The organism is Calothrix sp. CCY 0018, from assembly GCF_963920925.1.
Lineage (GTDB): Bacteria > Cyanobacteriota > Cyanobacteriia > Cyanobacteriales > Nostocaceae > Rivularia.
In genome coordinates, this window is sequence record NZ_CAWUDI010000006.1 from 145,859 (window position 1) to 172,079 (window position 26,221).

General features: G+C 37.8%; 17 protein-coding genes. 8 read left to right on the top strand and 9 right to left on the bottom strand.

The features are described from left to right. The first annotated feature begins 14 nt into the window (after positions 1-14). The 5 genes from ACM03V_RS06455 to ACM03V_RS06475 all read left to right on the top strand — a co-directional run bounded on the left by ACM03V_RS06455 (position 15) and on the right by ACM03V_RS06475 (position 8,845). Entirely contained in the window at positions 15-1,394 is a 1,380-nt protein-coding gene (locus tag ACM03V_RS06455; RefSeq protein ID WP_414619935.1) for a carotenoid oxygenase family protein, read from the top strand. Between the two features lie 658 nt (positions 1,395-2,052). Further along, positions 2,053-3,159 carry a S1C family serine protease gene (locus ACM03V_RS06460; protein ID WP_414619936.1) on the top strand — a complete coding sequence of 369 codons (1,107 nt, stop codon included), beginning with the start codon at positions 2,053-2,055 and terminating at the stop codon, positions 3,157-3,159. Positions 3,160-3,353: 194 nt separating this feature from the next. Further along, on the top strand, positions 3,354-3,959 hold the full coding sequence (locus ACM03V_RS06465) for a COP23 domain-containing protein (RefSeq protein ID WP_414619937.1): 606 nt from the start codon (positions 3,354-3,356) through the stop codon (positions 3,957-3,959). 140 nt (positions 3,960-4,099) lie between these two features. Further along, positions 4,100-6,730 carry a tetratricopeptide repeat-containing serine protease family protein gene (locus tag ACM03V_RS06470; protein ID WP_414619938.1) on the top strand — a complete coding sequence of 877 codons (2,631 nt, stop codon included), beginning with the start codon at positions 4,100-4,102 and terminating at the stop codon, positions 6,728-6,730. Between the two features lie 96 nt (positions 6,731-6,826). Beyond that, positions 6,827-8,845 carry a tetratricopeptide repeat protein gene (locus tag ACM03V_RS06475; RefSeq protein ID WP_414619939.1) on the top strand — a complete coding sequence of 673 codons (2,019 nt, stop codon included), beginning with the start codon at positions 6,827-6,829 and terminating at the stop codon, positions 8,843-8,845. Between the two features lie 49 nt (positions 8,846-8,894). On the opposite strand, the gene ACM03V_RS06480 is transcribed toward ACM03V_RS06475, so the two are convergent. The 5 genes from ACM03V_RS06480 to ACM03V_RS06500 all read right to left on the bottom strand — a co-directional run bounded on the left by ACM03V_RS06480 (position 8,895) and on the right by ACM03V_RS06500 (position 17,153). Continuing rightward, positions 8,895-9,722, bottom strand: coding sequence for a tetratricopeptide repeat protein (locus ACM03V_RS06480; protein ID WP_414619940.1), 828 nt, complete (start codon positions 9,720-9,722; stop codon positions 8,895-8,897). 131 nt (positions 9,723-9,853) lie between these two features. Next, positions 9,854-14,578 (bottom strand): eIF2A-related protein, encoded by a 4,725-nt coding sequence (locus ACM03V_RS06485; RefSeq protein ID WP_414619941.1) that lies wholly within the window; start codon positions 14,576-14,578, stop codon positions 9,854-9,856. A 227-nt stretch (positions 14,579-14,805) separates the two neighbouring features. Continuing rightward, entirely contained in the window at positions 14,806-15,735 is a 930-nt protein-coding gene (locus tag ACM03V_RS06490; RefSeq protein WP_414619942.1) for a DUF1822 family protein, read from the bottom strand. Between the two features lie 38 nt (positions 15,736-15,773). Then, complete coding sequence (locus ACM03V_RS06495; protein WP_414619943.1) at positions 15,774-16,451, bottom strand: sigma-70 family RNA polymerase sigma factor; 678 nt, start codon at positions 16,449-16,451, stop codon at positions 15,774-15,776. A gap of 396 nt (positions 16,452-16,847) precedes the next feature. Beyond that, positions 16,848-17,153 carry a DUF4090 family protein gene (locus tag ACM03V_RS06500; RefSeq protein WP_414619944.1) on the bottom strand — a complete coding sequence of 102 codons (306 nt, stop codon included), beginning with the start codon at positions 17,151-17,153 and terminating at the stop codon, positions 16,848-16,850. Positions 17,154-17,356: 203 nt separating this feature from the next. On the opposite strand from ACM03V_RS06500, the gene ACM03V_RS06505 reads away from it, so the two are divergent. Further along, positions 17,357-17,740, top strand: a complete 384-nt coding sequence (locus ACM03V_RS06505; protein WP_414619945.1) for a hypothetical protein — start codon at positions 17,357-17,359, stop codon at positions 17,738-17,740. 95 nt (positions 17,741-17,835) lie between these two features. Here the strand turns inward: ACM03V_RS06505 and ACM03V_RS06510 are convergent, their stop codons facing one another. Beyond that, complete coding sequence (locus tag ACM03V_RS06510; protein ID WP_414619946.1) at positions 17,836-18,099, bottom strand: hypothetical protein; 264 nt, start codon at positions 18,097-18,099, stop codon at positions 17,836-17,838. 440 nt (positions 18,100-18,539) lie between these two features. Between ACM03V_RS06510 and ACM03V_RS06515 the strand changes: the two genes are divergently transcribed. Continuing rightward, entirely contained in the window at positions 18,540-18,980 is a 441-nt protein-coding gene (locus ACM03V_RS06515) for a CAAD domain-containing protein (RefSeq protein ID WP_414619947.1), read from the top strand. A gap of 273 nt (positions 18,981-19,253) precedes the next feature. Here ACM03V_RS06515 and ACM03V_RS06520 read toward each other — a convergent pair whose 3' ends face one another. From ACM03V_RS06520 to petH, 3 genes are all read right to left on the bottom strand, one after another. Further along, the gene (locus ACM03V_RS06520; RefSeq protein ID WP_414619948.1) at positions 19,254-20,420 is read right to left on the bottom strand and encodes an S-layer homology domain-containing protein; all 1,167 of its coding nucleotides are present in this window, start codon (positions 20,418-20,420) and stop codon (positions 19,254-19,256) included. Between the two features lie 278 nt (positions 20,421-20,698). Then, the gene (locus ACM03V_RS06525) at positions 20,699-22,027 is read right to left on the bottom strand and encodes a homoserine dehydrogenase (RefSeq protein ID WP_414619949.1); all 1,329 of its coding nucleotides are present in this window, start codon (positions 22,025-22,027) and stop codon (positions 20,699-20,701) included. A gap of 448 nt (positions 22,028-22,475) precedes the next feature. Further along, positions 22,476-23,732, bottom strand: coding sequence for a ferredoxin--NADP reductase (petH, locus tag ACM03V_RS06530; protein ID WP_414619950.1), 1,257 nt, complete (start codon positions 23,730-23,732; stop codon positions 22,476-22,478). Positions 23,733-24,983: 1,251 nt separating this feature from the next. On the opposite strand from petH, the gene ACM03V_RS06535 reads away from it, so the two are divergent. After that, complete coding sequence (locus tag ACM03V_RS06535) at positions 24,984-25,988, top strand: phosphoribulokinase (RefSeq protein ID WP_414619951.1); 1,005 nt, start codon at positions 24,984-24,986, stop codon at positions 25,986-25,988. Positions 25,989-26,221: the final 233 nt, after the last annotated feature.

Consider the following 26,221-nt stretch of genomic DNA (forward strand, 5'->3'; position numbering starts at 1 on the left):
AATCTTAAATAATAATGGTAGCAGCAGCAGTAAATCCTTTTCTCGACGGTAATTTTGCCCCAGTGCGTGAAGAAATCACCTCTGATGACTTAAAAATAATTGGCGAATTACCCCCCGATTTATCGGGGATGTTCGTGCGAAATGGCCCCAATCCTCAATGGCAGCCTAAAGGACAATATCATTGGTTTGATGGCGATGGAATGTTGCACGGTGTCAGGATTTCTAACGGTAAAGCCAGTTATCGCAACCGTTACGTGCGTACAAAAGGGTGGCAAATAGAACATAAAGAAGGCAAAGCCGTATGGGGTGGTTTATTAGAGCCACCGCAAATGGATAATCCCCACAGCGCATATAAAAACGTTGCTAATACCGCGCTGGTATGGCACGCAGGTAAATTTTTAGCGCTTTGGGAAGGAGGTGCGCCTTATTCTATTAAAGTTCCACAATTAGATACTTTCGGGGAATATACTTACAACGGTAAGCTACAATCTGCCTTTACCGCACATCCCAAAGTAGATCCGGTAACGGGTGAAATGATGTTTTTCGGCTATTCATTTGCTCCGCCATACCTGCATTACAGCGTAGTTTCAGCAGAAGGCGAACTTTTGAAAACCGTACCCATTGAATTACCGATGGGAGTAATGATGCACGATTTCGCCATCACCGCCAACTATACAATTTTTATGGATTTGCCGATGACATTCGATCCCATGCGGATGCAAAAAGGCGAACCCGGTTTAAAATTTGAGAAAGATAGAGCCAGTCGTTTTGGTATTGTGCCTCGTCACGGCGATAATAATGATATTCGCTGGTTTGAAGCTCCTGCTTGTTTCGTATGGCATACTTTGAATGCTTACGAAGACAAAGACGAAGTAGTACTTTTGGCTTGTCGGCTGAATTCTGTAAATATTTTTGCTACCGAGGATGTTGCAAGCGATGCAGATAATATTCCCAGAATGCATCGCTGGCGATTTAACATGAAAGACGGTAGCGTGCGCGAAGAAAGATTAGACGACGCAGCATCAGAATTCCCCCGCGTCAACGATAACTTTTTAGGACAACCAACCCGCTACGGTTACGCAGGCAAAATGGGACAAGGTTCCATGTCTGGTGTAATTAAATATGATTTGAATAGCGGTAAATCCCAAAGTCATGAATTTGGCAAAGGGCGTTGTGGTGGTGAAGCAGTATTTGTACCTCGTGGAAATGGTGAAGACGAAGGTTGGGTAATGACTTTCGTGTATGACTCGAATGAAGATACATCTGAATTAGTAATTGTAGACGCTCAAGATATGACATCAGAGCCAATTGCGCGGGTATTGATTCCGCACCGAGTGCCTTATGGTTTTCATGGTGATTGGATTAGTGAGGAGAAATTGCAGAAGTCGAAGTGATACAGCATATTTCTTCTTTATAAGGTACCAAAATGGCGGGCAGGGATGCCCACCCCACAAGAAAGTCGAATTAATAGATAATTCAGATAACTAATGTAGAGACGTAGCAGTGCTACGTCTCTTTGCATTTTGGGTTGTAATTACACCTAATCTATATGATGTAGAGTGTGTTACGGCCATGCAAAGATTTGATAGTTTTAGTAACTGAAAAATTGCCGTAACGCACCAATTAGACTTTGTTCTCACCTGCTAATCGGTTTTCCTAATCCAAATTATTCGTATAAATCCTCACTCGCTTAGGGTTGCAAACCCCAAGCTAATAGCGGAAGTCCATTTAAATGGACTAAAACCAGGTTCGTAGTAAGCGCTTTAGCGCTTTGAGGACTGAAGTCCTTACTACGAACAATTTCGCTACAAAAGAATAAAACACTTAAAAAAAAATTAAATAAATTGCGTAAAAAACAACTCCTCAGTCAGTAATTCGATTGGAAGGTAATTTCAGCGGATTCAAGATGACTTTACATAAATTAATTTCAGTTAAGTGTATTGACTGGTATTAACACAAATTATATGGTCAATTAAATCACCTTGTATAATTCCGCTTTTAATTTTTTGTTGACCGCCTATATAGAGTCTATGAAGTAAATATAAACTTATTATGAACGCAAAATTATCTCGATTTAGTGGTTTGACACTGTGTGTTTTATTTAACTTATTAACTTTGCCCGTAGTCGAACATCTGCTATCCGATAACGGAAATCAATTAGGGTACTCCAACCGTGCTGTAGCACAAACCACAGAAGAACAGATTGCTCGTAGTGTGTATAAAAAAGTGAGTCCGGCGGTTGTGACGGTTAAGGATGGAAAAGGACATGGAAGTGGTTTCGTTGTCAGTCAAGATGGATTGATTATCACCAACGCTCATGTTGTAGAGGAAAGTCCGAGTGTAGTTACCGTTGAATTTGCTGATGGGAGAAAACTTCCTGCTGACGTGCTTGGTTTTGCTAAAGGTGGATTGGATTTAGCAGTGCTGAAAATCCACAGACAGAACAACTTGCAGACACTTGCATTGGCGACTCTGGGTAGTGCTGAAGTAGGCGATCGCGTTTTTGCCCTTGGTTCACCTCTCGATCCTAGATATAAAGATACGTTTACTCAAGGAAACATCACTCGCATCAACAAGAGCGATGGGGTAATTCAACACAATGCACCTATTTACGGTGGGAATTCAGGAGGGCCTTTACTTAATACTAAAGCTGAAGTAATTGGTGTAAATACATCAATTATTGGCGCACCCGGAAAGTTAAATACAGGAATGAATTTTGCAATTCCCGTATCTAATGTACGTTCATTTATAGCTGCTGCAAAAAAAGGCAATTTGTCTCCAATTTCTACTTTAAAGAAACCAAGCCAAGAGTCAGAAATTGTGAGTATATCGCTTAACGGACAAGACATAAATGGCAACTTTAGTCAAGAAAATGGCTTTGCTAACTTATATGTCTTTCAAGGTAAAGCAGGTCAAAAAGTAATCATTGAAATGACAAGTAAAACCATGAATCCGTTTTTGAGTTTATATCAACTTGTCGAAAATGCTGAAGGTAAACAATCAAATTTAATTACAGAAAACGACGATAGGGGTGCGGGTGATTTTAACTCTCAAATTGCAACAACTTTACCAGCAGATGGGATTTATGTAATAGAAGCAAAATCTTCTACAGGTAGACAATCGGGTGATTATAGCTTGCGAGCGACTGCTAACCCTTAGTAGTAATTTGGATATCATATTTAACCCAAAACTCGGAAACCTAACCCCCCAGCCCCCTTCCCTATGAGGGAATGGGGGGAATGAGAAATTAAAGCCTCTCTCCTTGTAGGAGAGAGGTTTGGAGAGAGGTTCTCCAGGGTGTATTTAATCATTAGTTCAACTCAAAACCAACATTTAACCAAGGAATTAAACCCATGCAACGCAAATCTTTTCTACGTTTAGGAATTTCTGCTTTAACCTCTGTGATGGCTTTAACTAGTAGCATATCCCCAAGTTTTAGTCAGATGATTGCGGGAGATGCTGCGGAAACTTTGAGCCAAGCAAATACTAACAACTCTGAAAGGGATTCCGTCACTTTTATGTGTAAAGACATATTAGATCCAGCAAGTGACCAACAAATTCCAGCTACAGTTGTTTGGGTTCCCAAACGTCAAACTCACGTACTGTTTATTGCGTGGAAATCTGAATATTTTTCTAATTGGAGTCCGAAGAAACGTTGTGAGGCGGTAACACAAAAGTTTCAAAAGTCTTACAAAGAAGGTCGTTTATCTTATTTAACTACTGGAAAATATAACGGATATCCAGTCATTTGTGCTGCTAAACCAGGAGAAACTTGTAATCAAAATAATCAGTTATTTACCATCAAACAAGGTAATAACCCTCAGTTAGTTTTACAAAGACTTTTAAATATAAGTGAAGGTAAATCATCAGAGCCTCTTTACCAAAATTCGGGTAAGCAATTACACCTTGAAGTGCAAACGATATTAGATTATGCACCTTCGGTAAAAGTTGAAGATTAGAGAAATTTGTAATTTTTACACAATTGTTTGTTAACCACGCATTGATTTGTAGAGACGTAATATATTACGTCTCTACATCTACCGGAATAACGAAAAATCGCCCGCTATTATTTCGCCATCCATTCACCCACCTCCTAAAAATGAACCGTAATCTAATCCTTCTTTCCTCCCTACTCCTTCTCCAAATCCCTAGCTTTCCGATTAAAGCCGCTCCTCCTTCCGTAGCTCAAAATTCAACCTGCAAAATCGAGCGAGAAGACGAATTTTATTCAACAAAAGAACTACAAACCCTCGCCAATAAAATAACAGTAAAAGTCATCGGCGATAACAACGGTGGATCGGGAACGCTTATCGGTAAACAAGGGAATAATTATTTAGTTCTTACTAATTCTCACGTTATCGAAGGAGTTAATTCTATTAAACTGCAAACTGCTGACGGTAAAACCTATTCAGCAGAAATAGTACCGCAAAAAAGCTTTAAAAATTCAGATATTACCTTATTAAAATTTCAAAGTAATCAAAATTATTGTTTATCAGAAATTGCTAAAACTACTCCAGATATTAATACACCAATTTTAGCTGCGGGCTTTTCCGTTTCTACAGGAAAGATTGTATTTAGCGAAGGGAAAGTTGAAAAGACTTCTAACCTTAAAGAAGGATATGAAATCGGTTACAGCAGCAACATCGAACAAGGAATGAGTGGTGGTGCAATTCTCAACACTGAAGGAGAACTTGTAGGGATAAATGGTAAAAGTTCTTATCCGATTTTAGACACGGGTTATGTTTATCAAAACGGTAAACGTCCCAGCGAAGCAGAGATTACAGAAATGAGAAAGTTGAGTTGGGGTATTCCGATTTCAACTGTATTAGCGCAGGTTGATAGAGATATTCTGACTGCTTATAAATTGCCTTTACCAATAGGTGGTGCTGCAATACCGGAACCGGAATATATAGGATGGTTGGGAGATTTAAAACACAAAGCCAAACAATTTACGGTAAGAATTGATAGCAGCAGTAATGCTAATGGTTCGGGAATAATTATTGCTAAAGAAGGAAATACTTACACGGTTTTAACATCGGCTCATGTGTTGTGCGAAAGAGAAGATGCAACAAAGCCATGCGGTGAATTTAACTATAAAATATTAGCACCAGATCGAAATATATATCCTGTAGATGGAAGCAGTATCAAAATTGAAGAAGGAGTTGATTTAGCGGTAGTTAAATTTAAGAGTTCTGAAGATTATAAAATAGCGACTCTTGCTGATTATAATCCTAACAATGAAGACTTTATATTTACTGCGGGATTTCCTAAATTAAAAAATGATTCACCTTGGCGGTTTACCGTAGGGGAAATTGCTAATAAAGAAGAGGGATTATTTTTAGTAAAAGATTCCGACTTCTCGTCATCAGGAGTAGGTTCTTTAGCTTCACAAGGTTCATTAGCAGGAGGCTATGGGTTAGTTTATAGCAGCATTACTTATGGTGGAATGAGTGGTGGTCCGGTTTTAGATTCACAAGGACGAGTGATTGGTATTCACGGACGTGCCGAGGGAGAAGAAGCCTACGACTCACAAACAGGAGAATGTGGGGGTTCTGGATCTACTTGTCAAATTCAAATAGGATTTAGTTTGGGAATTCCCGTAAGTACCTTTTTAGGGTTGGTTCCCAGATTAGGTGTTAAACCGCAACAATTACAAAATACCCGACCACCTCAACTGAATTCTCAACAAGTTGAATCTATAAAAAAAGCAGCGCTAACAGCAGACGTTTCAGGTGGAAATACAACAGCTGACAAATGGTTAGAAAGAGGAAATCAACTGTTGCGTTTGCAAAGGCATGAAGAAGCAGATAAAGCCTTTAATGAAGTAATTAAGCGTAAATCATCTTTTACCTACATAGCTTATTTCGGTAAAGGTTTTAATTTCTGGAGGCAAGGTAAACGTAAAGAGTCTGCAACAGCATTTGAGCAAGCGGTAAAACTCAAACCTGATTATGTTGCTGCTTGGCGATTACTAGGTCTTATGCATATAAATTTAGAACAATGGGATAAAGCATTAGTCGCAGCAAATAAAACGATTCAACTTCAGCCAAAAAATTCAAGCGGATATTTAATGAAAGCGCTTGCGTTGATGAATTCAATATTCAATGTAGAAGAAGCACAAGCTACAATGACGGAAGCCATAAAATTAAATCCTCGTTCTATTAACTACTCTTTGCGAGGGGCTATTTACGTATTACAGAACAAATCGGATTTAGCACTTGCTGATTTCAATGAAGCCATTAAACTTAATCCTCAGTCGGTTTATGCTTACGGTTGGAGGGGACGTTTTTACTCGATACAAAATAAATTGGATTTAGCACTAGCAGATTTCAATGAAGCCATTAAAATCAATCCTTACGATTCTGAAACTAATATTTACGAGCATCGCGCGGGTATTTACGTAGCACAGGAAAAATGGGATTTAGCTATAGCTGATTACAGTAAATGGATTCAATTTGAACCTCAAAATGTTGAACCTTATGTTGAGCGGGCAAATAGTTATGGAAGGGAGCAAAAATGGAATTTAGCTATAGCTGATTTTAACAAAGTTATTCAAATTAGACCTGATTACGCTGAGGCTTACCCATATAGAGGTATAGTTCTAATTCAAAAAGGAAATAAACAAACAGGTATTCAATATTTACAAAAATCTGCCCAGCTATTCAAAGCTCAAGGTAATACCGCTGCTTATAAAAAAACAATAAGTTTATTACAACAACTACAAAAATAAAACCCAGGAATTAGGAACATTCCCTAATTCCTAATCTCTCTCACCTTTTCTTCCCCTCAATCCCTCCAATAATCTTTCATTTATCCACCTCCTAAAATGAACCACAATATAATCGTTATTTCCTCCTTACTGCTTCTACAAGTTTCCACCTTCACTATTGAAACTGTTTCCGCATCTTCCCCAATAACTCAAACCTCTGGAATAGAACAAGCCAAATCGCCAAAACTCACAGGATGGTTAGGAGAATTAGAACAAAAAGCCAAACAATTTACCGTAAGAATTGATAGTAACAGTAATACTAATGGTTCGGGAATAATTATTGCTAAAGAAGGTAATACTTACACAGTTTTAACATCTGCTCATGTTGTTTGTGAAAAACAAGTAAAAATATATCCAAATCAACCAGATCAACCATGTGAAGATAATAAATACGAAATACTTGCCCCGGATGGTAAAAAATATCCTGTAGATAAAACCAGTATCAAAATAGAACAAGGAGTTGATTTAGCAGTAGTTAAGTTTAACAGTTTGCAGAATTATCAGATAGCAACTATTGCAGATTACAACCCTAATGAAGATGACTTTACATTTACTGCGGGGTATCCAAAGTTGGGCGATCGTTCACCTTGGAGATTTACTTCAGGGCTAATTTTTGATAAGGAAAAGGGCTTGTTAAATACTAATCAATCCGAATTTCAAAATAATGATTTTGGTAGGTTGCAAATAGCTAGTTCTTTAAAGAATGGATATGAGTTAGTTTACAGCAATATTACCTATGGTGGAATGAGTGGTGGTCCAGTTTTAGATTCATTAGGACGAGTAATTGGTATTCACGGAAGCTCTGATGCAGGGGATGGAGTTCCGATAGGATATAGCTTAGGCATTCCTATAAGTACCTTTTTAGGTTTAGTTCCGCGATTAGGTGTAAAACCGCAAAAATTAGAAAATACCCTACCACCGCAGCTAAATACACAAAATAAGAAGTTAATAGAACAAGCAGTATTATCCACTGATGTTTTCGGAGGAAATGCAACTGACTTCCAATGGTTAGAAAGAGGAAATCAACTGTTTCGGTTGCGTCGTTATCAAGAAGCAGTTAAAGCCTTTGATGAAGCAATCAAGCAAAAATCATTTGTTTACTTAGCCTATTATGGTAAAGGTTTAGCGTTAGCAGATAACTACAAAGAGTCTGCTGCTGCTCTAGAACAAGCTGTAATAGGAGGTGAATCTGAATCATTTGTTCCTGCTTTGCATCAATTGAGTGTAGTTTATCGAAAATTAAATCAACCAGATAAAGCATTAGTTGCCATAAACAAGGCAATTCAGATAAAACCGCAAAACCCTAATCTGTATAACGAAAAGTCGGAAGTTTTACAAAGATTAAAACAGTATGCACAAGCAAAAGAGGCAATAGACAACGCAATTAAGATTAGTCCTCGTGCAGCTTTTTATTCCAATAGGGGAGTTTTTCACTCTAACCAAGAAAACTGGAAATCAGCACTAGCTGATTACAACAAAGCCATTCAAATTAATCCTAATTATTTTGATGCTTACTTCAATCGGGCGCTTGTTTACTCTCTCCAGAAACAATATGAATTAGCACTAGCTGATTTCAAAAAAGCCATTCAAATTAATCCCGGTAATGCTAATGCTTACTACTATCGAGGTATTTTTTATCAAGCCCAGAACAAAGATGAATTAGCATTAACTGATTACAGCAAAGTTATTGAAATTAATCCCGATTATGCAAATGCTTACTACAATAAAGGATTAATTTATCATCAACTCCAGAACAAGTTTGATTTAGCAATAGACAGTTACAACAAAGCTATTCAACTTCAGCCCAATAATCATGAATATTACAACTATCGGGGGCTTGTTTATATTGACCAGCAAAAATGGGATTTAGCACTGGCTGATTACAACAAAGCTATTGAAATTAATCCTGAATATGCTAGTGCTTATTCACTTAGAGGACTTGTTTATATGATGAAAGGCAATAAGCAAAAAGCCGTTGAAGGCTTAGAAAAAGCAGCACAATTAGCAAAAATTCAAAACAATACTAGACTTTATGAAATGGTAATGAATCATTTGCAACGAATACAAAAGTTCTAACAATAAACCCCAGGAATTAGGAACCCAATCTCCTAATTCCTAACCCTTTTCACTTCACCTTCTTCTCAAGCTTACTAATAATCTGCTGCACTTCCTGATGTTTTTTTGTATTCTTCCTTTCTTTAAAAATCTGTGCAGCTAATTTATATTTCTCCAAAGCCGTTTTTACATCCGATTTATTCAAAGCCTCTCGCGCTTCATTCATTAGCTCATGGGGCGATTTTTTCAATTCAGCAGACAACCCAGGAGAACCCGTCGGACGTTCTATCATTCCCGCATCTGGATTTTCTTCCAAATATAATTGATCGATATCTTCCAAAACATTCGCTGCTTCTGAATAATTATTGAACTTCAAATAAGTTAAGGCTGCAAACTGAAAATCCTTTAACTTATCCCGTCGATTTTCTTGAATCAATCCCCTTTGATGATAAGCTGCTGCATATCGAGGAGTAATTGAAATTACACGATTAAAATCTTTGATCGCTTGTTGTTGATTCTGCTGTTTCCAATTTGCAGTTACCTTAACATCACAGCTAATACTATATTCATTAACTCTCACGCATCCCGGCAAAGTACCATCGGGACGTAATATTTTACCTTGAGCATATTTACCATAAATTAAACCCCGTTGATAATAAGCTGATGCATATCGAGGATTAATTTCAATCGCTTTCGTAAAATCCTCGATCGCGCCTTGGCAATCTTTTTTGTTAACTTTAATTATCCCTTTATAATACCAATCGCTGGCTTTTGTTTGAGTTATTGTTTGTTTATTTTGCGGTTGGTTGGCTTGGGTTTTGACTTGTGGGACGATTGTATTTATTGTTGTGAGGGTAGCAATTGTTAGGGTTAGGGAAATTATTTTTTTGTAATTCATAATAATAATTAATAATTGGCAATATGACCTCTCTCCAAACCTCTCTCCTGCAAGGAGAGAGGCTTTAGCCTCGTTCCCAGTCTTTCCCCCCTTCCCTCGCAGGGAAGGGGGTTAGGGGGTTAGGTCAAAATCTAATCACAAACCCCAGGTTGACTGTCATCCAAATCAAGATTCGTCATCAAATAATCCCGCAACCAATCGCAACCGCGCTGTTGTAAATCATCAATATCTAAATTCCACAAAATCACGTTATCTTCCATATCTACCGAAGCAAAAATATTATTATCTCGACTAAATTCAACTTCCTTAATTGCTCCCTGATGTCCTTTGGTGGTATTAAATAACTTTCCATCCAAGCTCCATAAATTCAATGTTTTATCCTGACTTCCAGTAATCACAAAGGAATCATCAGCACTAAAAGCAACGGCATAAACATTGTCTTGATGAGTTAAAGTTTGCAACAGCTTACCCGTATCGCTCTGCCAAAGTTTAACCGTTTTATCGTTACTCGCAGTGCCAATAATTGTTCCATCAGAATTAAAACTCAAAGCTGCAATATTCTCTTTATGACCCGTAATTGTACGTAATAAGTTCCCTTTACGATTCCAAATTTTTACCGTTTTATCCCCAGCAATTGCTAAAGTTTCTCCATCTGGACTAAATTTAATACTCGTAACTAAATTATCATTTAACTGCCAGCTTCTAATTAATTTTCCTGACAAATTCCACAGCTTAACTTGTTTATCAATTCTGCTAATTGTGGCAATTATTTTACCATTTGGGCTAATAGTAATATCTTGAATTGCATCAAGGGTAATATCATTTTTATTTACATTATGTCCCCGCCAATTTCGTAAAAGCTTACCTTGAAGATTCCAAACTTTGATTTGATTATCGCTATCAATCGTGGCGAAATATCTTCCCGTGGGACTAAATATTACTTTGATAATTTCTTCTGTTTCTGCATCAAAACTACGAATCAAACTTCCGTCACGTCGTTGCAAAGTAACTGTATTACCATTAGCTACAGCAACAGTTTTACCATCGGGACTAATACTCACGCTACTACCCATAAATGTTGGTAAAATGCCCTTGAGATAACTTAGTTTGACGGTATTATCTGCACTTGCAACTGCCAAAGTTTTACCGTCGGGACTAAATTTAACTTCAATTGCTCTGCTACCATATCCTATATGTTGGTATTGCTTTTTTGATGCGACATTCCAAATAAGCGTATCATCGGCACTCGCTGAAGCAATCAATTTACTATCTGGACTAAAACGCACGTCTAAAACTTCATATTTATGACCTGTAAATGTATGCAATAATTTACCTGTTAAATCCCAAAGTTTAACTGTTTCGTCTTTACTTCCAGAAACAATTTGTTTGCTATCGGGACTAAAATTTACGCTTAAAACCTCATCTTGATGACCTGTTAAAGTTTTTAAAAACCTTCCCTCACTATCCCATATCTTAATAGTATTGTCCGCGCTGGCAGTAGCAAAATATTTACCATCTGGACTAAAATTTAAACCCCAAATTTTTTGATTATGAGCGGAAATAGTTTTGATTAATTTACCGTTAATTGTCCAAAATTTGACTTTACCATTTTCGGTTGCAGTCGCGATAATATTGTTATTTGGATTCAAGGCGATCGCCCACAATGATTCTGCTTCTGATATGGTTACAACAGGACGATTTGTAAATAAACCCGTGGTAGAATTATATCGCCACAAACTAACTGTATTATCAAAACTTCCAGCGATGAGAAATTGATTATCGGGACTAAATATAACGCTAAAAACACCTTGTTTATGTGCCGATAAAGTTTGGATTAATTGCGTATTTTCGTATTTACCCACATTGAGATCCCCCCTAGCCCCCCTTTTCAAGGGGGGTTTTAAAAAATTAACTCTGCTTCTTAAGGGGGGTTTTGAATAATTAGCCCCCTTTCCCAAGGGGGGTTGGGGGGATCTATCCTGTCGCCAAATCTTAATAGTATTATCTTGACTTCCAGAAGCCAAAAGCCTTCCATCATCATTAAAAGCAACGCTCATCACCGAAGCATCATGATCGGATAAACGATTATATTCACGAATTGGATTAATATTTTCTAGTAAAGAACTAAACAATTCTGTCTTAGTTTCTGCATCTAAATGATCTCTCAATTCAATCAGTTTATTATTCGCTTCCAAAGTAGAATTCAACGCTTCAACTTGATTCCCTGAATTTAACAAAGTTTTTGCAGTCAAACTCAAAGATTTTATTTGATTAATTTCACTTTTTTGACGTTGATTTTCCGCACGCTGCGATTGGAATTCCGCAATCCCAGCTAATATTAAAGCAGCAATTAAACCACCAACTAACCAAACAATAACTCGTCTTCTCGCTACCTTCTTTATTCGGGCTTCCCTATGGCGTAAATCTAAACTTAAATTAATAAAATCTTGTTCAACCGAACTAATTTGATTTTTACGTTGTAATAACCAAACTTTTGCATCAATTAACGGCTTACCACGCAACAAAGCTCCATCATCGCGATCGCTATTTTCCCACTGTCTAATAAAAACCCGCAATTGCTCTTGCCAATACCGAAATTCCCCATCTTCTCTCATCCACTTTTGCAATCGTCGCCAATTTTTTATCAATGCTTCGTGAATAATTTCAACCGTTTCTACCCCAGTAACTTGATTGCGATTCGTTACCACCAAACGCCCATCAGCTAAGCGAGTTACCAAATCCCAATCTCTCACCTCTTCCCGAATAGCCAAACGACGAATATCTGCACTTGTTTCCGAAGGCTGCACTAATTGAATAAATATCTGCTGCACCCTTTGCTTATGTACTAAACTTAATTGAGCGTAAATTGCTTCCGCATGATTAGCCAAAGCGGTTTCCACACCACCAATTTCTTCATAAGCTTGATGAGTTAACCAACCATCTCGCTGTTTTTCCCATAACTGAGTTAAAGTAAATTCCAATAAAGGTAAATTACTCGGAGATTCCAACACCGCATCAATCAACCGTTGACTTAAACCCTCTTCCAAGCTGACATTATAATTACCCGCTGGTTTTTCAATCGCTGCTCGTAATTCCTCCTCATCCATCGCAGCTAAATTTATTTGAGCATCCTGCAAAGCATCAGCCAAAGCACGATATGACAAAGCTTCCGCGTAAAAATCTGCTCGTAAAGTAATAATTACAGTACAGCCAGGAACTTTAATTAAATTAAGTAAATTATCAATAAAAAGATGTCGAGAATCTGTATCGAAACATAAAGTAAAAAGTTCTTCAAATTGGTCTACAATTATTGCTAAATGAGAGTTTTGATTATTAATAATAAACGGTTCAACGAAATTTTCTAAGCTCTTATTACCGTTTCTTAACTCAACTTCTAATTCCAACTCAGTCAAACGTTTTGAATTCAAATCCTCCCCCTTTCCTCGTAGGAAAGGGGGCTGGGGGGTTAGGTTTTTTTCAATTCCAAAATGCGGCAATCCTTGTAATAAACCAATCGCCAAAGATTCAAAAGGATTATTACCGGGACGAAAATTAACAATCAACCAATCGCGCTTCTTATCCTGCTTCAACTGCGGAATTAAACCCGCAAAAACCACGCTTGACTTCCCACTTCCCGAAGCACCCACCACAGCAACAAAGGGCTTTTTATTCACCGTCGAAACCAACTGTCTTGTGACAAATTCTCTACCAAAAAAATTAGCTGCATCCTCTTCCTTGAAAGCAGCCAAACCCAAATACGGGCTGTTGTTAATTGCACCCAAATTTTGCCAAGTAGGAGGTATTTCTAATAAATTCTGCACAATTACCGGCAACCAACTCGCACAGGGATAGTTATTCTCTAATCCCTGTAATTTTCTGCGAGCGATATTAACGGACTTATAAAGAGATTTTCCTTTGGTAAATTCCTGAAAAAAGTATTTTAAAAAATGGTTTGCTACCTTATCCGGAACGGGTTCGCGCATCACAATGACTTGCGGAATATGCAAACTTTCCAACTCGGCAGCAATTCCTAAACCATCGCAAGAATTGAAAAAAGCTAACTGCAACCCGCTCCTAACCGCCCTTTTTAAACTTTCCTTCAATTCTTCGATTGTTAAACTATCAAGTCTATTTAGATAAATCCTTCCCTGCGCCGATTCAGTTCGACTATGCCCAGAAAAGAATAAAATATCCCATCCTTTTTCATCCCAAAGATGTTCGTTTAACTCTAATACCGAAGGTTCATTTAAAACAACTAACTCCGCATCCCGACAATATTCTTTTAAAAGTTTATTATCTTCAGCAACATTGATACCTTCGCTATTGCCTAAAACAATTAAAATTCTTACTTGATTGCGATAACTTCTAGTAAAACGACGAGCAGAAAAACAACTCAAAGCTATCTCAGCATCAGGATAACTATCAAATAAATCCCATAGATGCCAAGGAAGTTTTCTTAATTGAAATTCAGTAGTGCGAATGATAAACCGAATTTCATCATCAGGAGATAAATTTATTAAACATTCTTCCTTAATTCTGCGAAACGAGTCAGCTTTTAACCAATTAGTAAAATTCAGCTTAATATTATCGGCTTTTTTTCTACAATCTTCCTTTAAAGATGTAAATTTAACATTTGATATTCGATCTTTTTTTATTTTAATTCGATATCCATCTAAACCGCGATAGCTTCTGCACCACTCTTGATAAATATCTGGTAGATGGGGAATAGGAGGTAATCTTAATTGATTGTCACTTAACTCAACATCCCCACGCTTACCATCATCACCAATTTCCAAACTAACGCTAAAACCTCGATCAAAATTACCATCCAGTTTGAGTACAACTAATTTTTTCATATGTGTTACCGCAACGATACCGGAAGCTATATTAGGTTATCGGTAGTTTTGGCAGTATTTTACGCAAAATTTTCGTATTTTTACGTAAATTTATCTGGCTTTGGCGTACTTGTATAGAGAAATTGGGAATAAGAAACAATTAAATCGTTATACAAAAAAACTAATATAAAAAAAGGATTTCAGATTAACAATTTATTAAAAATACATTCTAAAATCTAAAATTGATATCACACTTCAAATTGCTTCATCACCTCCGAATCACCATAAGCAACCGTAATATTAAATTTTTCCCCAGACTCAGCACTAAATTCAGATTGAATCCAATTATCCTCTTCTCTTGAAACAACTTCTAAAGCTTCTCCAGTTTCATCCCTAATAATTAATTTAATTCCTTCTGGTAAAGCCATTTCTCCCACAGGATAAAGCTGAGTTAAAATATCTACCCCTTCACTTTCGCTTTCCGACATCACTTTCATTACCAAAGCAACTGATATTTTATCCAAATGCATCCCCAAATCAATTTTTTGTCCTCTGGTTATACTCACTTCATTTTTAAAAGCTAACCCCAACTGTTGAGGTTTTAATAACTCATCAAGTTTTTGCCAACTAGCATCAACAACTCCATCTAGCCATTTTCTAAAATTAATAATATTAGAGGTTGTTTCAGCTTGTACAGATTCTACTACTTCCAATTCAGTTAAATAAACTAGAAAATCTGACAAAGACTCTAACTTACTTAAATAAATTTTATCCGCAGCTTCAGGGGTAAAGCCTAATATTTTTGCTGACTTAAGAGAATCACTTAACTCTACAAAAACATAACCAATTCTATCTTCCCAAACCTCCGGGGAAATTTCCACAACTTCGGCTTCAGCTAAAACCGGAAGACATTCTAATTTACCAATATCTTTAACTATTAAGTCAGCAACATTCATTAATTCAACAGCCAAAAAATTGCGACTGTCACCTTCCGAGTAATCAGTCTCAAACCCCATGCAGCGCAAATAATTATTAACTGCATAAACGGTTAAACTATTTAGATAAACCTGCTGACGCTTTTCTTGATTATAAATTTCCGATACTAATTCTTGAGCAATTGAATGAGCTTCAAAAGACAACGGAACGGTAAAGCTGAGTTTTTGGGTGGTACTGTTCATAACAAAATTATTTTGGTGGCGAGCTGTTAATTTTACTTCTATATATACTTCTTTAGATAGTCGATTATTTTATGCATTCGGCGTTGATAAAAACTAGAAAGCGTTGACAAAGGAATATCTAACTCTTGAGAAATGTCTTTCCATTTCTTTCCTGACAACAGAAAAAGTAAAATCACTTTTAAATTAGCTTCAGGATGTCCTCTTAACTGTTCGCTAATTAAATATTTTCCTGGATCTTTATTGATAACTTCTTTAATAACTTCTGCTTGAGATAATTGGTTTGACTGATGTATTTCTTTATTGATATCATCCAAAGATAAAACTGGTGATATTTTTTCTCCTTTCGGAACCTTAGTAAGTCCTTTTTTTTGTTCTTTATTAACAACATCAATAAATCGCCAGCGAAAAATTTTATTCACCCAAGCCATTACCGGATATTGCGGATTATATTCATCAATTTTGCTGCATATTTCCATAAAAGTTAGCTGTAATGCTTCATTATGATAATCTTCATAATTAGCTAATCCCAACCACTGAGTTTGTTTGTTTAATCGTCTAGAATTTACAATAGCGTTGACAAAGTTATTCAAAGCTATCCGTCGCTTAACTCGAACGATCGCACTATCATCCGCCTGAGAATATTGCTTAATCTCCTCGAGTAACACAATTAATTGTTGATTGAGAGCATTATCCCTCTGCTGAGAATCACTGTTCATCAATGCGTTTTGTAAGGTATATTCTGGTATCTTCCTCTACCTCCAACTTTTACGCAAAAGCAGTTATTTTTTTTAAGTATTGAAAAACCTGCTTTTTTGGAAAAGCCGGGTTTATTAACTATGAACGTTAAATAATTTAATCTCTTATTGCAAAAAATATTCAAAGTTAGTAAGGTGCGTTATGGCTTCAGCCTAACGCACCGAAATATTTATATAGCCAAAAGTTTCTAGTATTTAATCATCATGGTGCGTTGCGCTTTGCAACAACACAACGGCAGTTTTGCGGTTGTGTTCATCCACACAGCAAACTGCCTTCCCTACAATCCTAAAACTCTTGTGGTACGGGCATCCCTGCCCGTCCGAATTAACTTCATCTTGCCGAAAATCTGCTGTATCTTACTTCCCACCATAATAAAAAGCGATTTCCTTTTCCTTCAAAGGCACAAAATCAGCTTCTTCAAGCATTTTATTCAGTTCATCTTGGGTTAGGTGTTTAGCCCCAATTCTAACAATGCGCGATCGCATAGTATTCTTGACACCACTACGCTGCCTATTCCCCTCCAAAGCCATAACTTTGTTGTATAAATCCAGTTTTTCTGGTTCAATAGCAGAACCATCCAAATCAATACCTTTAGCAATAGCTTCGTCAACAGCATCAGCACCCTTAGTAGACGCATTCATTTGATCGGCTTCAGCAGTCATGGCAAATTATTTTTATTAACGTGACTGAATTTTACCAGTTAACAGTTGTCAATTATCAGTTATCAATTATCATCACTCTTCTCTACTCCCAATTCCCAATTTTCTAATTGAACATTTAGATGCAGTAATTTCGCGTATGCGCTTGTCAGTTATAAGGCTTATAGTTTAATCTCAAAATAATGCTGTAGCAATATGGTGGAGCTATGTCAGAGCATCGTATTCCCGATAACAAACAAAACCGTAAATTAGAAAGAGCTTTAAGCAATACAATTGTTGATAAATGCTTTGATAACTCCGAAAGCTGGCTGCGAGCTATCTTACGAATGTGTATCTTCTCTTTAGGATATATAGATTCCGAGCCAGTGTTTATTGTCGAATGTCCCAATCAAGCTGTAGCAAAACGATTAAGTCGCAAAACTTATCCTTTTCGAGATATAGTATATTATTTAACCGACGACCTTTACGCTAGCGAACGCACTTTATTCTGTTATCAAGAATCAAAAAACGGTTCGTGGCGATGTTTTGACACCAATAGCAATTCCTGGAAAAACTGGAATAGTCTACAAACCTCTCATCGGTTTAATTAATAAGACAAAGAGAGAGGGGGAAGAGGGGGAAGAGGGGGAAGAGGGGGAAGGGGGGGTAGATAATTTCTAACTCCTAACTCCTAACTCCTAACTGCTCACTCCTTCCGCGTTACTAAACCACCAAAAAAGGCACCTAACACGCTTCCAGTCCAGATTCCTGTAGTGCTACCTTGCCACATAGCACCCGGCGCGATCGCAATTTTACAACCTGCTTTAAATAAGTCCCAGCGTTGATTCTGACAGTTTTGGCTGTGGGCTTGTACGCTAATTTGTCCGCCGATATAACCGCCAAAAAAGCCTGATGCCAATGCTAGAAAAGTACAAATTAATAATCGCTTTTGTGAAGATTTTTTGCTCATTATTAAATGCTATAAGAGGTGAGGCTAGCTCCCGCCATCCCGAAGCGATAAAAACTAAATCATAAAAATGCTTCTTCTGGTAAAGGCATTATTGCCCATCCGATTCAAATAAAAACTAAAAACTTAACAGATTTTTGCATAATCCGTACTTAAATGGCTATTATTATTAGCAACTTGTAAGCGCAGGATACAATTACAGTTTTTGGGATTCTAGTTCCTTCAACTAGGAAGTCAAAGGTTCTCGAAACATTATGTTCTGCTCGCTTCTGACTGATAACCCCTGTCTTCAAAATTTCAACATCTAGCAGTTGATGAAGTCGCGGTTAAAGAACAATCGGGAAAAGCAACAAACTAGCTTTGCCTAAAAAAGCGGTAATGCCTACCCAAACAACATAACAGTTGTAACTGTCTCCAGAACAATTAAAACAAGTACTACCATTATGGAAGCCCCAATGCAGGAACCGGAAACCGTGGAAACTAAAACCTCAGAAACACAAGTGCCAGAAATGAACAATCCTACTGGAACTATAACCAAAATTCAGCCTTCCACGCAATCTCAAGAGCAATGGCTCAAATACGGAGAGCAACTTTCTAGCTTCTTAAAACAACTCACCGATAATGCTGGAACCTACTTTAATCAGTATAAGCAGCCTTTAGTTTATATCGGTATAGGTATAGCTGCCATAGTCGCAGTCAAAGTCGTGCTATCTATTTTGGATGCATTAAATGATATTCCTTTAGTAGCACCTACCTTTGAATTGATTGGTATTGGCTATTCTGCCTGGTTTATCTACCGCTACTTACTCAAAGCTTCTACTCGTAATGAGTTGACTAGTGAAATCACAACCCTCAAAACACAAGTAGTTGGCAAAGATGCTTAAAACTCAGTAATTAGCCATTTGACACACGGCTGATACGGTAGGGAGCATTTTTCATGTAGGTAATTTTGTAGTGCAGACCAAAAGGTCTGCATTTTGTTTGATTGCTAGTACTTTTGAAAAGGTTCGTAGTAGCGCTTCAGCGCCGGGCGGAATCCGGATGCGCTGAAGCGCTACTACGAGCCTATAAAAACTAATGAAAAAGACTACACAGTAGTTTCGGGCAAAACGAATCATGAGGCCGCAGATGCGGCTCATCATCAATAGAACAAACGACTACTGATTGATCACATATTGCGATTTGATCGGTTCGACTTTATCCATTTTCACTAAAGCTTGGTAAATCATTGTCGTTACCTCTGCACGTGTAGCATCTTCCTTGGGTCGGAAAAAATTACGATCTGGATGATTTACAATTAGACCGTTAGCTGTAGCAATTGCTACTTGTTCTCTCGCCCATTCAGGGATTTGGTCGGCATCTTTATAGACACTCAAAGCTTGATCCTGGGATTCAGGAGTTTTTAAAGTCTTATTAAGTCCGCTAACTAAGGCTGCTATAACTTCTACTCGCGGAATCCTTTGATTAGGTCTAAACGTATTTGCGTTGTAGCCTTTCATGAACTTTTTATCAACAGCGTTCTTAATTTGGTTTTGTGCCCAAAAATCAGCAGGTACATCCGCAAAGCTTCTATTGCTATTGGTAAGGTCAGTTTTGAATGCTTGGTCGATTATGGCAGCAAATTCGGCACGAGTTACAGGTTGTTGTGGTTCAAAGGTATTTTTGTCCTTGCCTGCTATAATTTGGCGGGATGAAAGTGTGTCTATAAAAGGCTTAGCCCAATAACCAGCAGGTACATCATCAAAATCTTTCGCTGGTGGAATTGTCGGTGGTTTTGTCGCTTTAGCTTGTGGGGTAGGTGTTTGTGTTGGTGTTGCAGCCTGTGTTGGCGTAGGCTTCTCAACTACTACTGGTGCCTCGATCGGCTTAAGCTTATCCTCACCTACATTTAGCCCCGCGTTATTAGTATTATTCCCAGTTACTCTGTCATAATCTGGTGGTACTCTTCTTACAGGTGGTACCAAGAATGGCGGAATTACCGCGTTATCCGTTCTCCTCTCTAATAAAACTGGATTTCTTCGTCTTGGTTCAGCCTCAGTGACTGGTTGACGATACTTCAGATTATTATTAGGCTCTGGGGAAGGAACCAACAAAGCCGTCAAATCATTCAAATTATTATCGTCATCGGATCTTAGTGGTACATTGCTACCGACGGGAGCATTTGAAGACAAATTAGCAAAATTCCAGTTAGTCTCCTTTCGAGAAAGCGACCAAAAAAGAACCGTACCGATAGTTAAAAAAGCAACTAGTATACCGATAAAATCATCAAACCCCAGTTCCGAGTCTGAAGACGAACCCGGATTGGGAGGTGGTTGGTTAGTCATGGTAATAATTAACTTGTTGGTATTAGAATTAGCATCTAACAGAATTAAGCCATAGACTATCCCCTTACAGTACTTTTTTCAAGATTTTTTGTTAATTCGACATTGAGAATTGAGAATTGAGAATTGAGAATTGGGTATTGGGTATTGGGCATTGGGCATTGGGAGATGGGGAGATGGGGAGATGGGGAGAAAAATCCAATTACCAATTAGCAATTACCAACTACCTACCTATTACCAATTCCCCATGCCCCATCCCCCATCCCCAATTCCCAACTGTATCAAAGCACTCGTAATAAACTAGGAATGCTATCAATCGCTTCTAGGTTGCGAATTTCGTCTAAAGCTTTGTGAAAATTACCTTCGGTAACGTCGTGGGTAACGACTACTATTTCTGCTAGCTTTTCTTGAAAACCTGTTTGCACGATTGATTCTAAGCTGACTCCACTTTTACCGAAGCAAGTACCTAGTTTCCCGATTACTCCTGGTTGGTCTTTTGTTAGGAAACGTGCATAAAATCTTGTGACAAGTTCTTCAGAAGCAGCTAATTGACAATTTTCTTGATGAAAACTAGCTAATAATGGGTCTAATTTAGAAATTTTATATTTTGATTTATTTCTTGAATCTTGCTTGCTGGCTTCAGGTAAACTTATAAGTTGAGATACAAGATTTAAAATATCTGATGATACGGCGGAAGCTGTAGCACCCGCACCTGCACCGGGACCAAAAAACATCACTTGTCCGATGGGTTCGCCTTCTACAAAAATTGCGTTATTTACGCCGTTAATACTTGCTAAAGGATGTGCCGAAGGTACTAAAGTTGGATGCACTCTTACTGAAAGCGATGATTGATTAACTTTTTTGGCGATCGCCAGTAACTTAATTACAAATCCCAGCTTTCGGGCATATTCAATATCGGTTTTACTAATTTGGCGAATCCCTTCGCAATACACATCTTCTCTATTAATGCCTCCATCAAAGGCACAAGAAGCCAAAATAGCAATTTTATCGGCAGCGTCTAAACCTTCTACGTCGGCTGTAGGATCTGCCTCTGCATAACCTAATTGCTGTGCATCGGCTAATACATCATCGAAACTACTACCTTCGTTCTGCATCCGCGTCAAGATGTAGTTGGTAGTACCGTTGATAATCCCCGTAACGGCTTGAATTTTATTAACGCTCAAAGATTGCTTTAACGGTTGAATGACCGGAATTCCACCACCTACTGAAGCTTCAACCATTACATATACTCCGGCTTGATTGGCGGCCGTATATAGTTCTTCTCCAAACCGGGAAATAGCAGCTTTATTTGCAGTGACAACGTGCTTACCGTTACGTATGGCTTTGAGCATCAACTCTCTGGCTGGCTCTAATCCACCCATGACTTCTACAACAATATCTATATCGGGGTCGGTGACAATTGCCTCTAAATCTGTAGTGATAATTCCTTTGGGCAATTCTACTTCACGTGGCTTGTCAAGCGATCGCACTCCGACGCGATATATTTCAATTTCTTCTAATAAAGGATGGCGATCGTCGCTATCTAATAATAACTTCACCGTACCGCATCCGACGGTACCTAATCCCAGGATTCCCAGTTTAAAAGCCACGATTATAGCACCCCCTAATTTTGGATTTTGGATTTTGGATTTTGGATTTTAGATTTTAGATTTTAGATTTTAGATTTTGCGGAAACTTGACGAAGAGATATTCTTCTCGTCAAAGTGTTTAAGACGGATCTTAGATAAAAACAAGTCCCTACCTTCAAGCAGGAAAGCAGGGGATAATCTAAAATTCATAAATTTTCTAATTTTAGTAGAAAAACTTAAAATCTAAAACCTGTAAGCATCTTATTTCTTTTTATCTCTTTCAAGAAGAGGATAATCCGAAATCCCCAATCTAAAACAAAAGCATCCGTTGTTAAAATCTAAAATCTAAAATCCAAACTCCCTACTCCCTAAATAATATAGGTAGGGCAATATATACCCTACCTAAATGTTTTGTCAAAAGTCAGCAGTCAAAAGTAAACTAAATTAACTTTCCGACCAACAACTTTTCTTAATAAGTTTCTACGTTCCAGCGGTGTGCTTTTTTGAGTTGCTTCTGGTAATTGCTCCACTCAACACCTTCTTTAGCAGCAGCAGCAGCAAGTGCGGCATCAATACCGTCTTCCATACCCTTCAAACCGCAAATGTAGACGTAAGTGTTTTCGTCCTTAACCATTTTCCACAATTCCTCAGCGTACTCCTCGCAACGGTGCTGGATGTACATTCTACCGCCGTCTTTGTTCTTCTGTTCGCGGCTGATAGCGTAAGTTAAACGGAAGTTATCGGGATACTTGGACTGTATTTCTTCGAGTTCTTCTTTATAAAGAATGTTGGGAGTAGTAGGAATACCGAATATCAACCAAGCAAAGCCCTTGAATTGATAATCTGTATTTACTTTCTTCTCTTTATCTTTGAACATCCGCCATAAATAAGCACGGAAAGGAGCAATACCCGTTCCGGTTCCCATCATCACGATCTTAGCTTCGGGGTCATCGGGTAAAAGCATTTCCTTACCCACCGGACCAGTAATATTAACATCTGCTCCTACTTCAAGACTAGTCAAATGAGTTGAGCAAACGCCGTAGACTGTTTCGCCAGTTTCGGGGTGCTTGTACTCCAATTGGCGCACGCATAATGATACGGTTTTATCATCTACGTCATCACCATGTTGAGTTGAAGCGATGGAGTACAGTCTGAGTTTCTCAGGCTTACCATTCTTGTCTACTCCCGGTGGAACAATACCGATACTTTGACCTTCAAGATAACGCAAGTCTCCGCCGGAAATATCAAATTTGAGGTGACGCACGGTACCAATTCCGCCTTCACCAACCAATTCTTCATTAGATAGACATTTACCTACGTATGGATCTTTAGGACGGTAAATATTAACGGGAACGTCCTTCTTCTTGGCTTTCGCTTCAGTCATGGTGTTGCCTTTTTTATCCTTCTTCCTAGACTCTGATGTGGCTTCAACACCCCCTTTATTGCTCGCACCACTACTGCCGTTTGAAGCAACTTTACCGTTAGCTTGCTCCAAAGCGTCCATAGATTGAATGCTGACAATTTTGCCGCCTAGACGAGAGATACGCCGCATTTCTTGATTCATGCGGTTATAAGGCACTCTAATGAATACACTGCCACTGTTCCGAATTGGGTAGTTTGTTTTATCAGTCTCTTCGCTCTGACGTAAACCCACTACTTCATATAGAAATACGCGGCTACCCGATTCCGAGTTAGCAGTACTTTCAATAGCGCCTTGATAATACATATTTTTTACCACTCCGATTGATTACTTAACCCTTGGACAAAATATCTTTCCCTTTTATACACTGCGACTTTGTTTACCGAATTTCGGTATACCAATCGCAACATTCATCAGGGAAATGGCCGTCAATATAGCCATTAGTCTTACTGCTTGCACTCGTCTTAGTTGGCTGCGGGTTAGTTAAAGACACACCTGTTCACCTTCTAAAGTAATTGATAAGTTGCTCGCAGAATGTTAATAATGAATCAATTTAATTTTTTCTTTGTCAATTTCGACATTAGGCGAACCTTAAGATAGCTTGAACTTACCGGGATAATGGTAAACTATCAACGCGCCGAGTCTATTAACAATATTAATAATTGATAAAAGAATATTATATTCCTTTTGTGTAAGACTTTTTCCACTAATTTGACTTATGTTATTAGCTGCTTATTATAGTTGTGGGTGACATTAGGACTCTTGAGCTTAATTGAGTAAGGACATTCACAAATAAGAAATTTGCTGCTAGAGATTTCACTGTAGCAATATCAATACGCACTCATGTGTTACCGACAACCATAAGTTATATAAACAACTATAATCAGTTTTGCGTGATGTGAAACATCTGTCAACCTTCACAGAGATGATTATTGGCAGAGGTTTCAGAGAAACAAGCAGAAGCCAAAAATAATCATATTTTTTCTATTTTATATTTTCCATCTTTCGATCTAATTAATTATTAGTTATTTTATAGTATAATTACTATCCACTATTTTTTGCTCTGCTACTATGGAAATAACCCGCAGTCGCAGAATTGGAGAAGCATTTGTGCCATCGACTGGCAACAATAGAACGATCAAAACATGATACAGTTATATATAATGCAATATAATGTAATAATCTTTGCTTATCTTACCTATCGTTAGAGATGATAGGTAACAAATTGATTAGTGCAATAGCTTTTTGATTATTAAATGAATATTCGTAATTTGAGCGCAACCTGGTAATCGCGATTATTCGGGTGCAGAGCTTGTATAAGATACGCCGCTTCTGTTACAATCCGAAATATAGCTAGGATTAAATACTTACAGCAACTTATCATGACTAACGAAACAGGGATCAAGTAATAAAATCATTACTTACCCCTTATTGTCGTATATTGATGTTGTGTAGCAAGAACGCAGGGCAACCGTAATGGGGACTCCTGACTTGTAATAAATCTGTGTAAAAAAAATATTGATTCAGTCATCTTTAGAAATTAATTAGAGGGGATTTATGACAAATATGCCGGATCGCATTGTAATGATTGGAGTTGCTGGAGACTCCGGATGCGGTAAATCTACGTTTTTGCGTCGCTTAATTGATTTGTTCGGCGAAGAATTTATGACCGTCATCTGTTTAGATGACTATCATAGTTTAGACCGCAAACAGCGTAAAAAAACAGGTATTACGGCTCTAAATCCAAGAGCAAATAATTTTGACTTGATGTACGAGCAAATGAAAGCTCTAAAAGAAGGTCAAGCAATCGATAAACCGATTTACAACCATGAAACCGGCGAATTAGATCCTTCTGAGAGGATACAGCCAAATCATATTATTGTGATCGAAGGATTACATCCTTTATATGATGAGCGAGTGCGTTCTTTGCTTGATTTCAGCGTGTATTTAGATATTAGCGATGAAGTTAAGATTGCCTGGAAAATCCAGCGCGATATGGAAGAAAGAGGTCACGATTACGAAGATGTCTTGGCTGCAATTAATTCTCGTAAACCTGATTTCCAAAACTATATTGAACCGCAAAGAGAATTTGCTGATGTGGTTCTTCAGGTATTACCAACCAACCTGATTAAAGATGATAAAGAGCGTAAAGTACTGCGGGTACGTATGCTGCAAAGGGAAGATAAAGAAGGCTTTGAACCCGTTTACCTGTTTGACGAAGGTTCAACAATTCAGTGGACTCCTTGCGGACGTAAGCTGACTTGTTCTTACCCCGGTATGCAGATGTACTACGGTTCCGATGTATATTACGGTCGCTATGTCTCTGTATTAGAAGTTGATGGTCAATTTGATAACCTCGATGAAGTCATTTATATTGAGACACATTTGAGTAAAACATCTACTAAGTATCAGGGAGAGATGACTCATTTGTTACTCCAGCACCGCGAATATCCAGGTTCTAATAATGGAACGGGTTTATTCCAAGTATTAACTGGTTTGAAAATGCGTGCTGCTTACGAACGCTTAACACAGACAGAAGCGAAAATGGCTGTTGAGGTTTAAGAGATTGTTTTAATTGGCTGATAAAATTTTTCAAAACTAGTTGTTATTTTTGTTGGGGCATCCATATGGTGTCCCTTTTTTAGTAAAAAAATACAGATTAAGAATAAGTTAGATTAAGTTAAGTAAATATTTTATAACACCGAATGTTTCCAAAAAATTAGCTAACTAACAGAAAAACTATTTCTTTTCAAGTCATTTAGATAACTATTGATTTTCGGATAAATAAGGCAATA

Coding starts and splice junctions, on each gene's coding strand:
- ACM03V_RS06455 (WP_414619935.1), top strand. CDS start 15: ATGGTAGCAGCAGCAGTAAATCCTTTTCTCGACGGTAATTTTGCCCCA.
- ACM03V_RS06460 (WP_414619936.1), top strand. CDS start 2,053: ATGAACGCAAAATTATCTCGATTTAGTGGTTTGACACTGTGTGTTTTA.
- ACM03V_RS06465 (WP_414619937.1), top strand. CDS start 3,354: ATGCAACGCAAATCTTTTCTACGTTTAGGAATTTCTGCTTTAACCTCT.
- ACM03V_RS06470 (WP_414619938.1), top strand. CDS start 4,100: ATGAACCGTAATCTAATCCTTCTTTCCTCCCTACTCCTTCTCCAAATC.
- ACM03V_RS06475 (WP_414619939.1), top strand. CDS start 6,827: ATGAACCACAATATAATCGTTATTTCCTCCTTACTGCTTCTACAAGTT.
- ACM03V_RS06480 (WP_414619940.1), bottom strand. CDS start 9,722: ATGAATTACAAAAAAATAATTTCCCTAACCCTAACAATTGCTACCCTC.
- ACM03V_RS06485 (WP_414619941.1), bottom strand. CDS start 14,578: ATGAAAAAATTAGTTGTACTCAAACTGGATGGTAATTTTGATCGAGGT.
- ACM03V_RS06490 (WP_414619942.1), bottom strand. CDS start 15,735: ATGAACAGTACCACCCAAAAACTCAGCTTTACCGTTCCGTTGTCTTTT.
- ACM03V_RS06495 (WP_414619943.1), bottom strand. CDS start 16,451: ATGAACAGTGATTCTCAGCAGAGGGATAATGCTCTCAATCAACAATTA.
- ACM03V_RS06500 (WP_414619944.1), bottom strand. CDS start 17,153: ATGACTGCTGAAGCCGATCAAATGAATGCGTCTACTAAGGGTGCTGAT.
- ACM03V_RS06505 (WP_414619945.1), top strand. CDS start 17,357: ATGTCAGAGCATCGTATTCCCGATAACAAACAAAACCGTAAATTAGAA.
- ACM03V_RS06510 (WP_414619946.1), bottom strand. CDS start 18,099: ATGAGCAAAAAATCTTCACAAAAGCGATTATTAATTTGTACTTTTCTA.
- ACM03V_RS06515 (WP_414619947.1), top strand. CDS start 18,540: ATGGAAGCCCCAATGCAGGAACCGGAAACCGTGGAAACTAAAACCTCA.
- ACM03V_RS06520 (WP_414619948.1), bottom strand. CDS start 20,420: ATGACTAACCAACCACCTCCCAATCCGGGTTCGTCTTCAGACTCGGAA.
- petH (WP_414619950.1), bottom strand. CDS start 23,732: ATGTATTATCAAGGCGCTATTGAAAGTACTGCTAACTCGGAATCGGGT.
- ACM03V_RS06535 (WP_414619951.1), top strand. CDS start 24,984: ATGACAAATATGCCGGATCGCATTGTAATGATTGGAGTTGCTGGAGAC.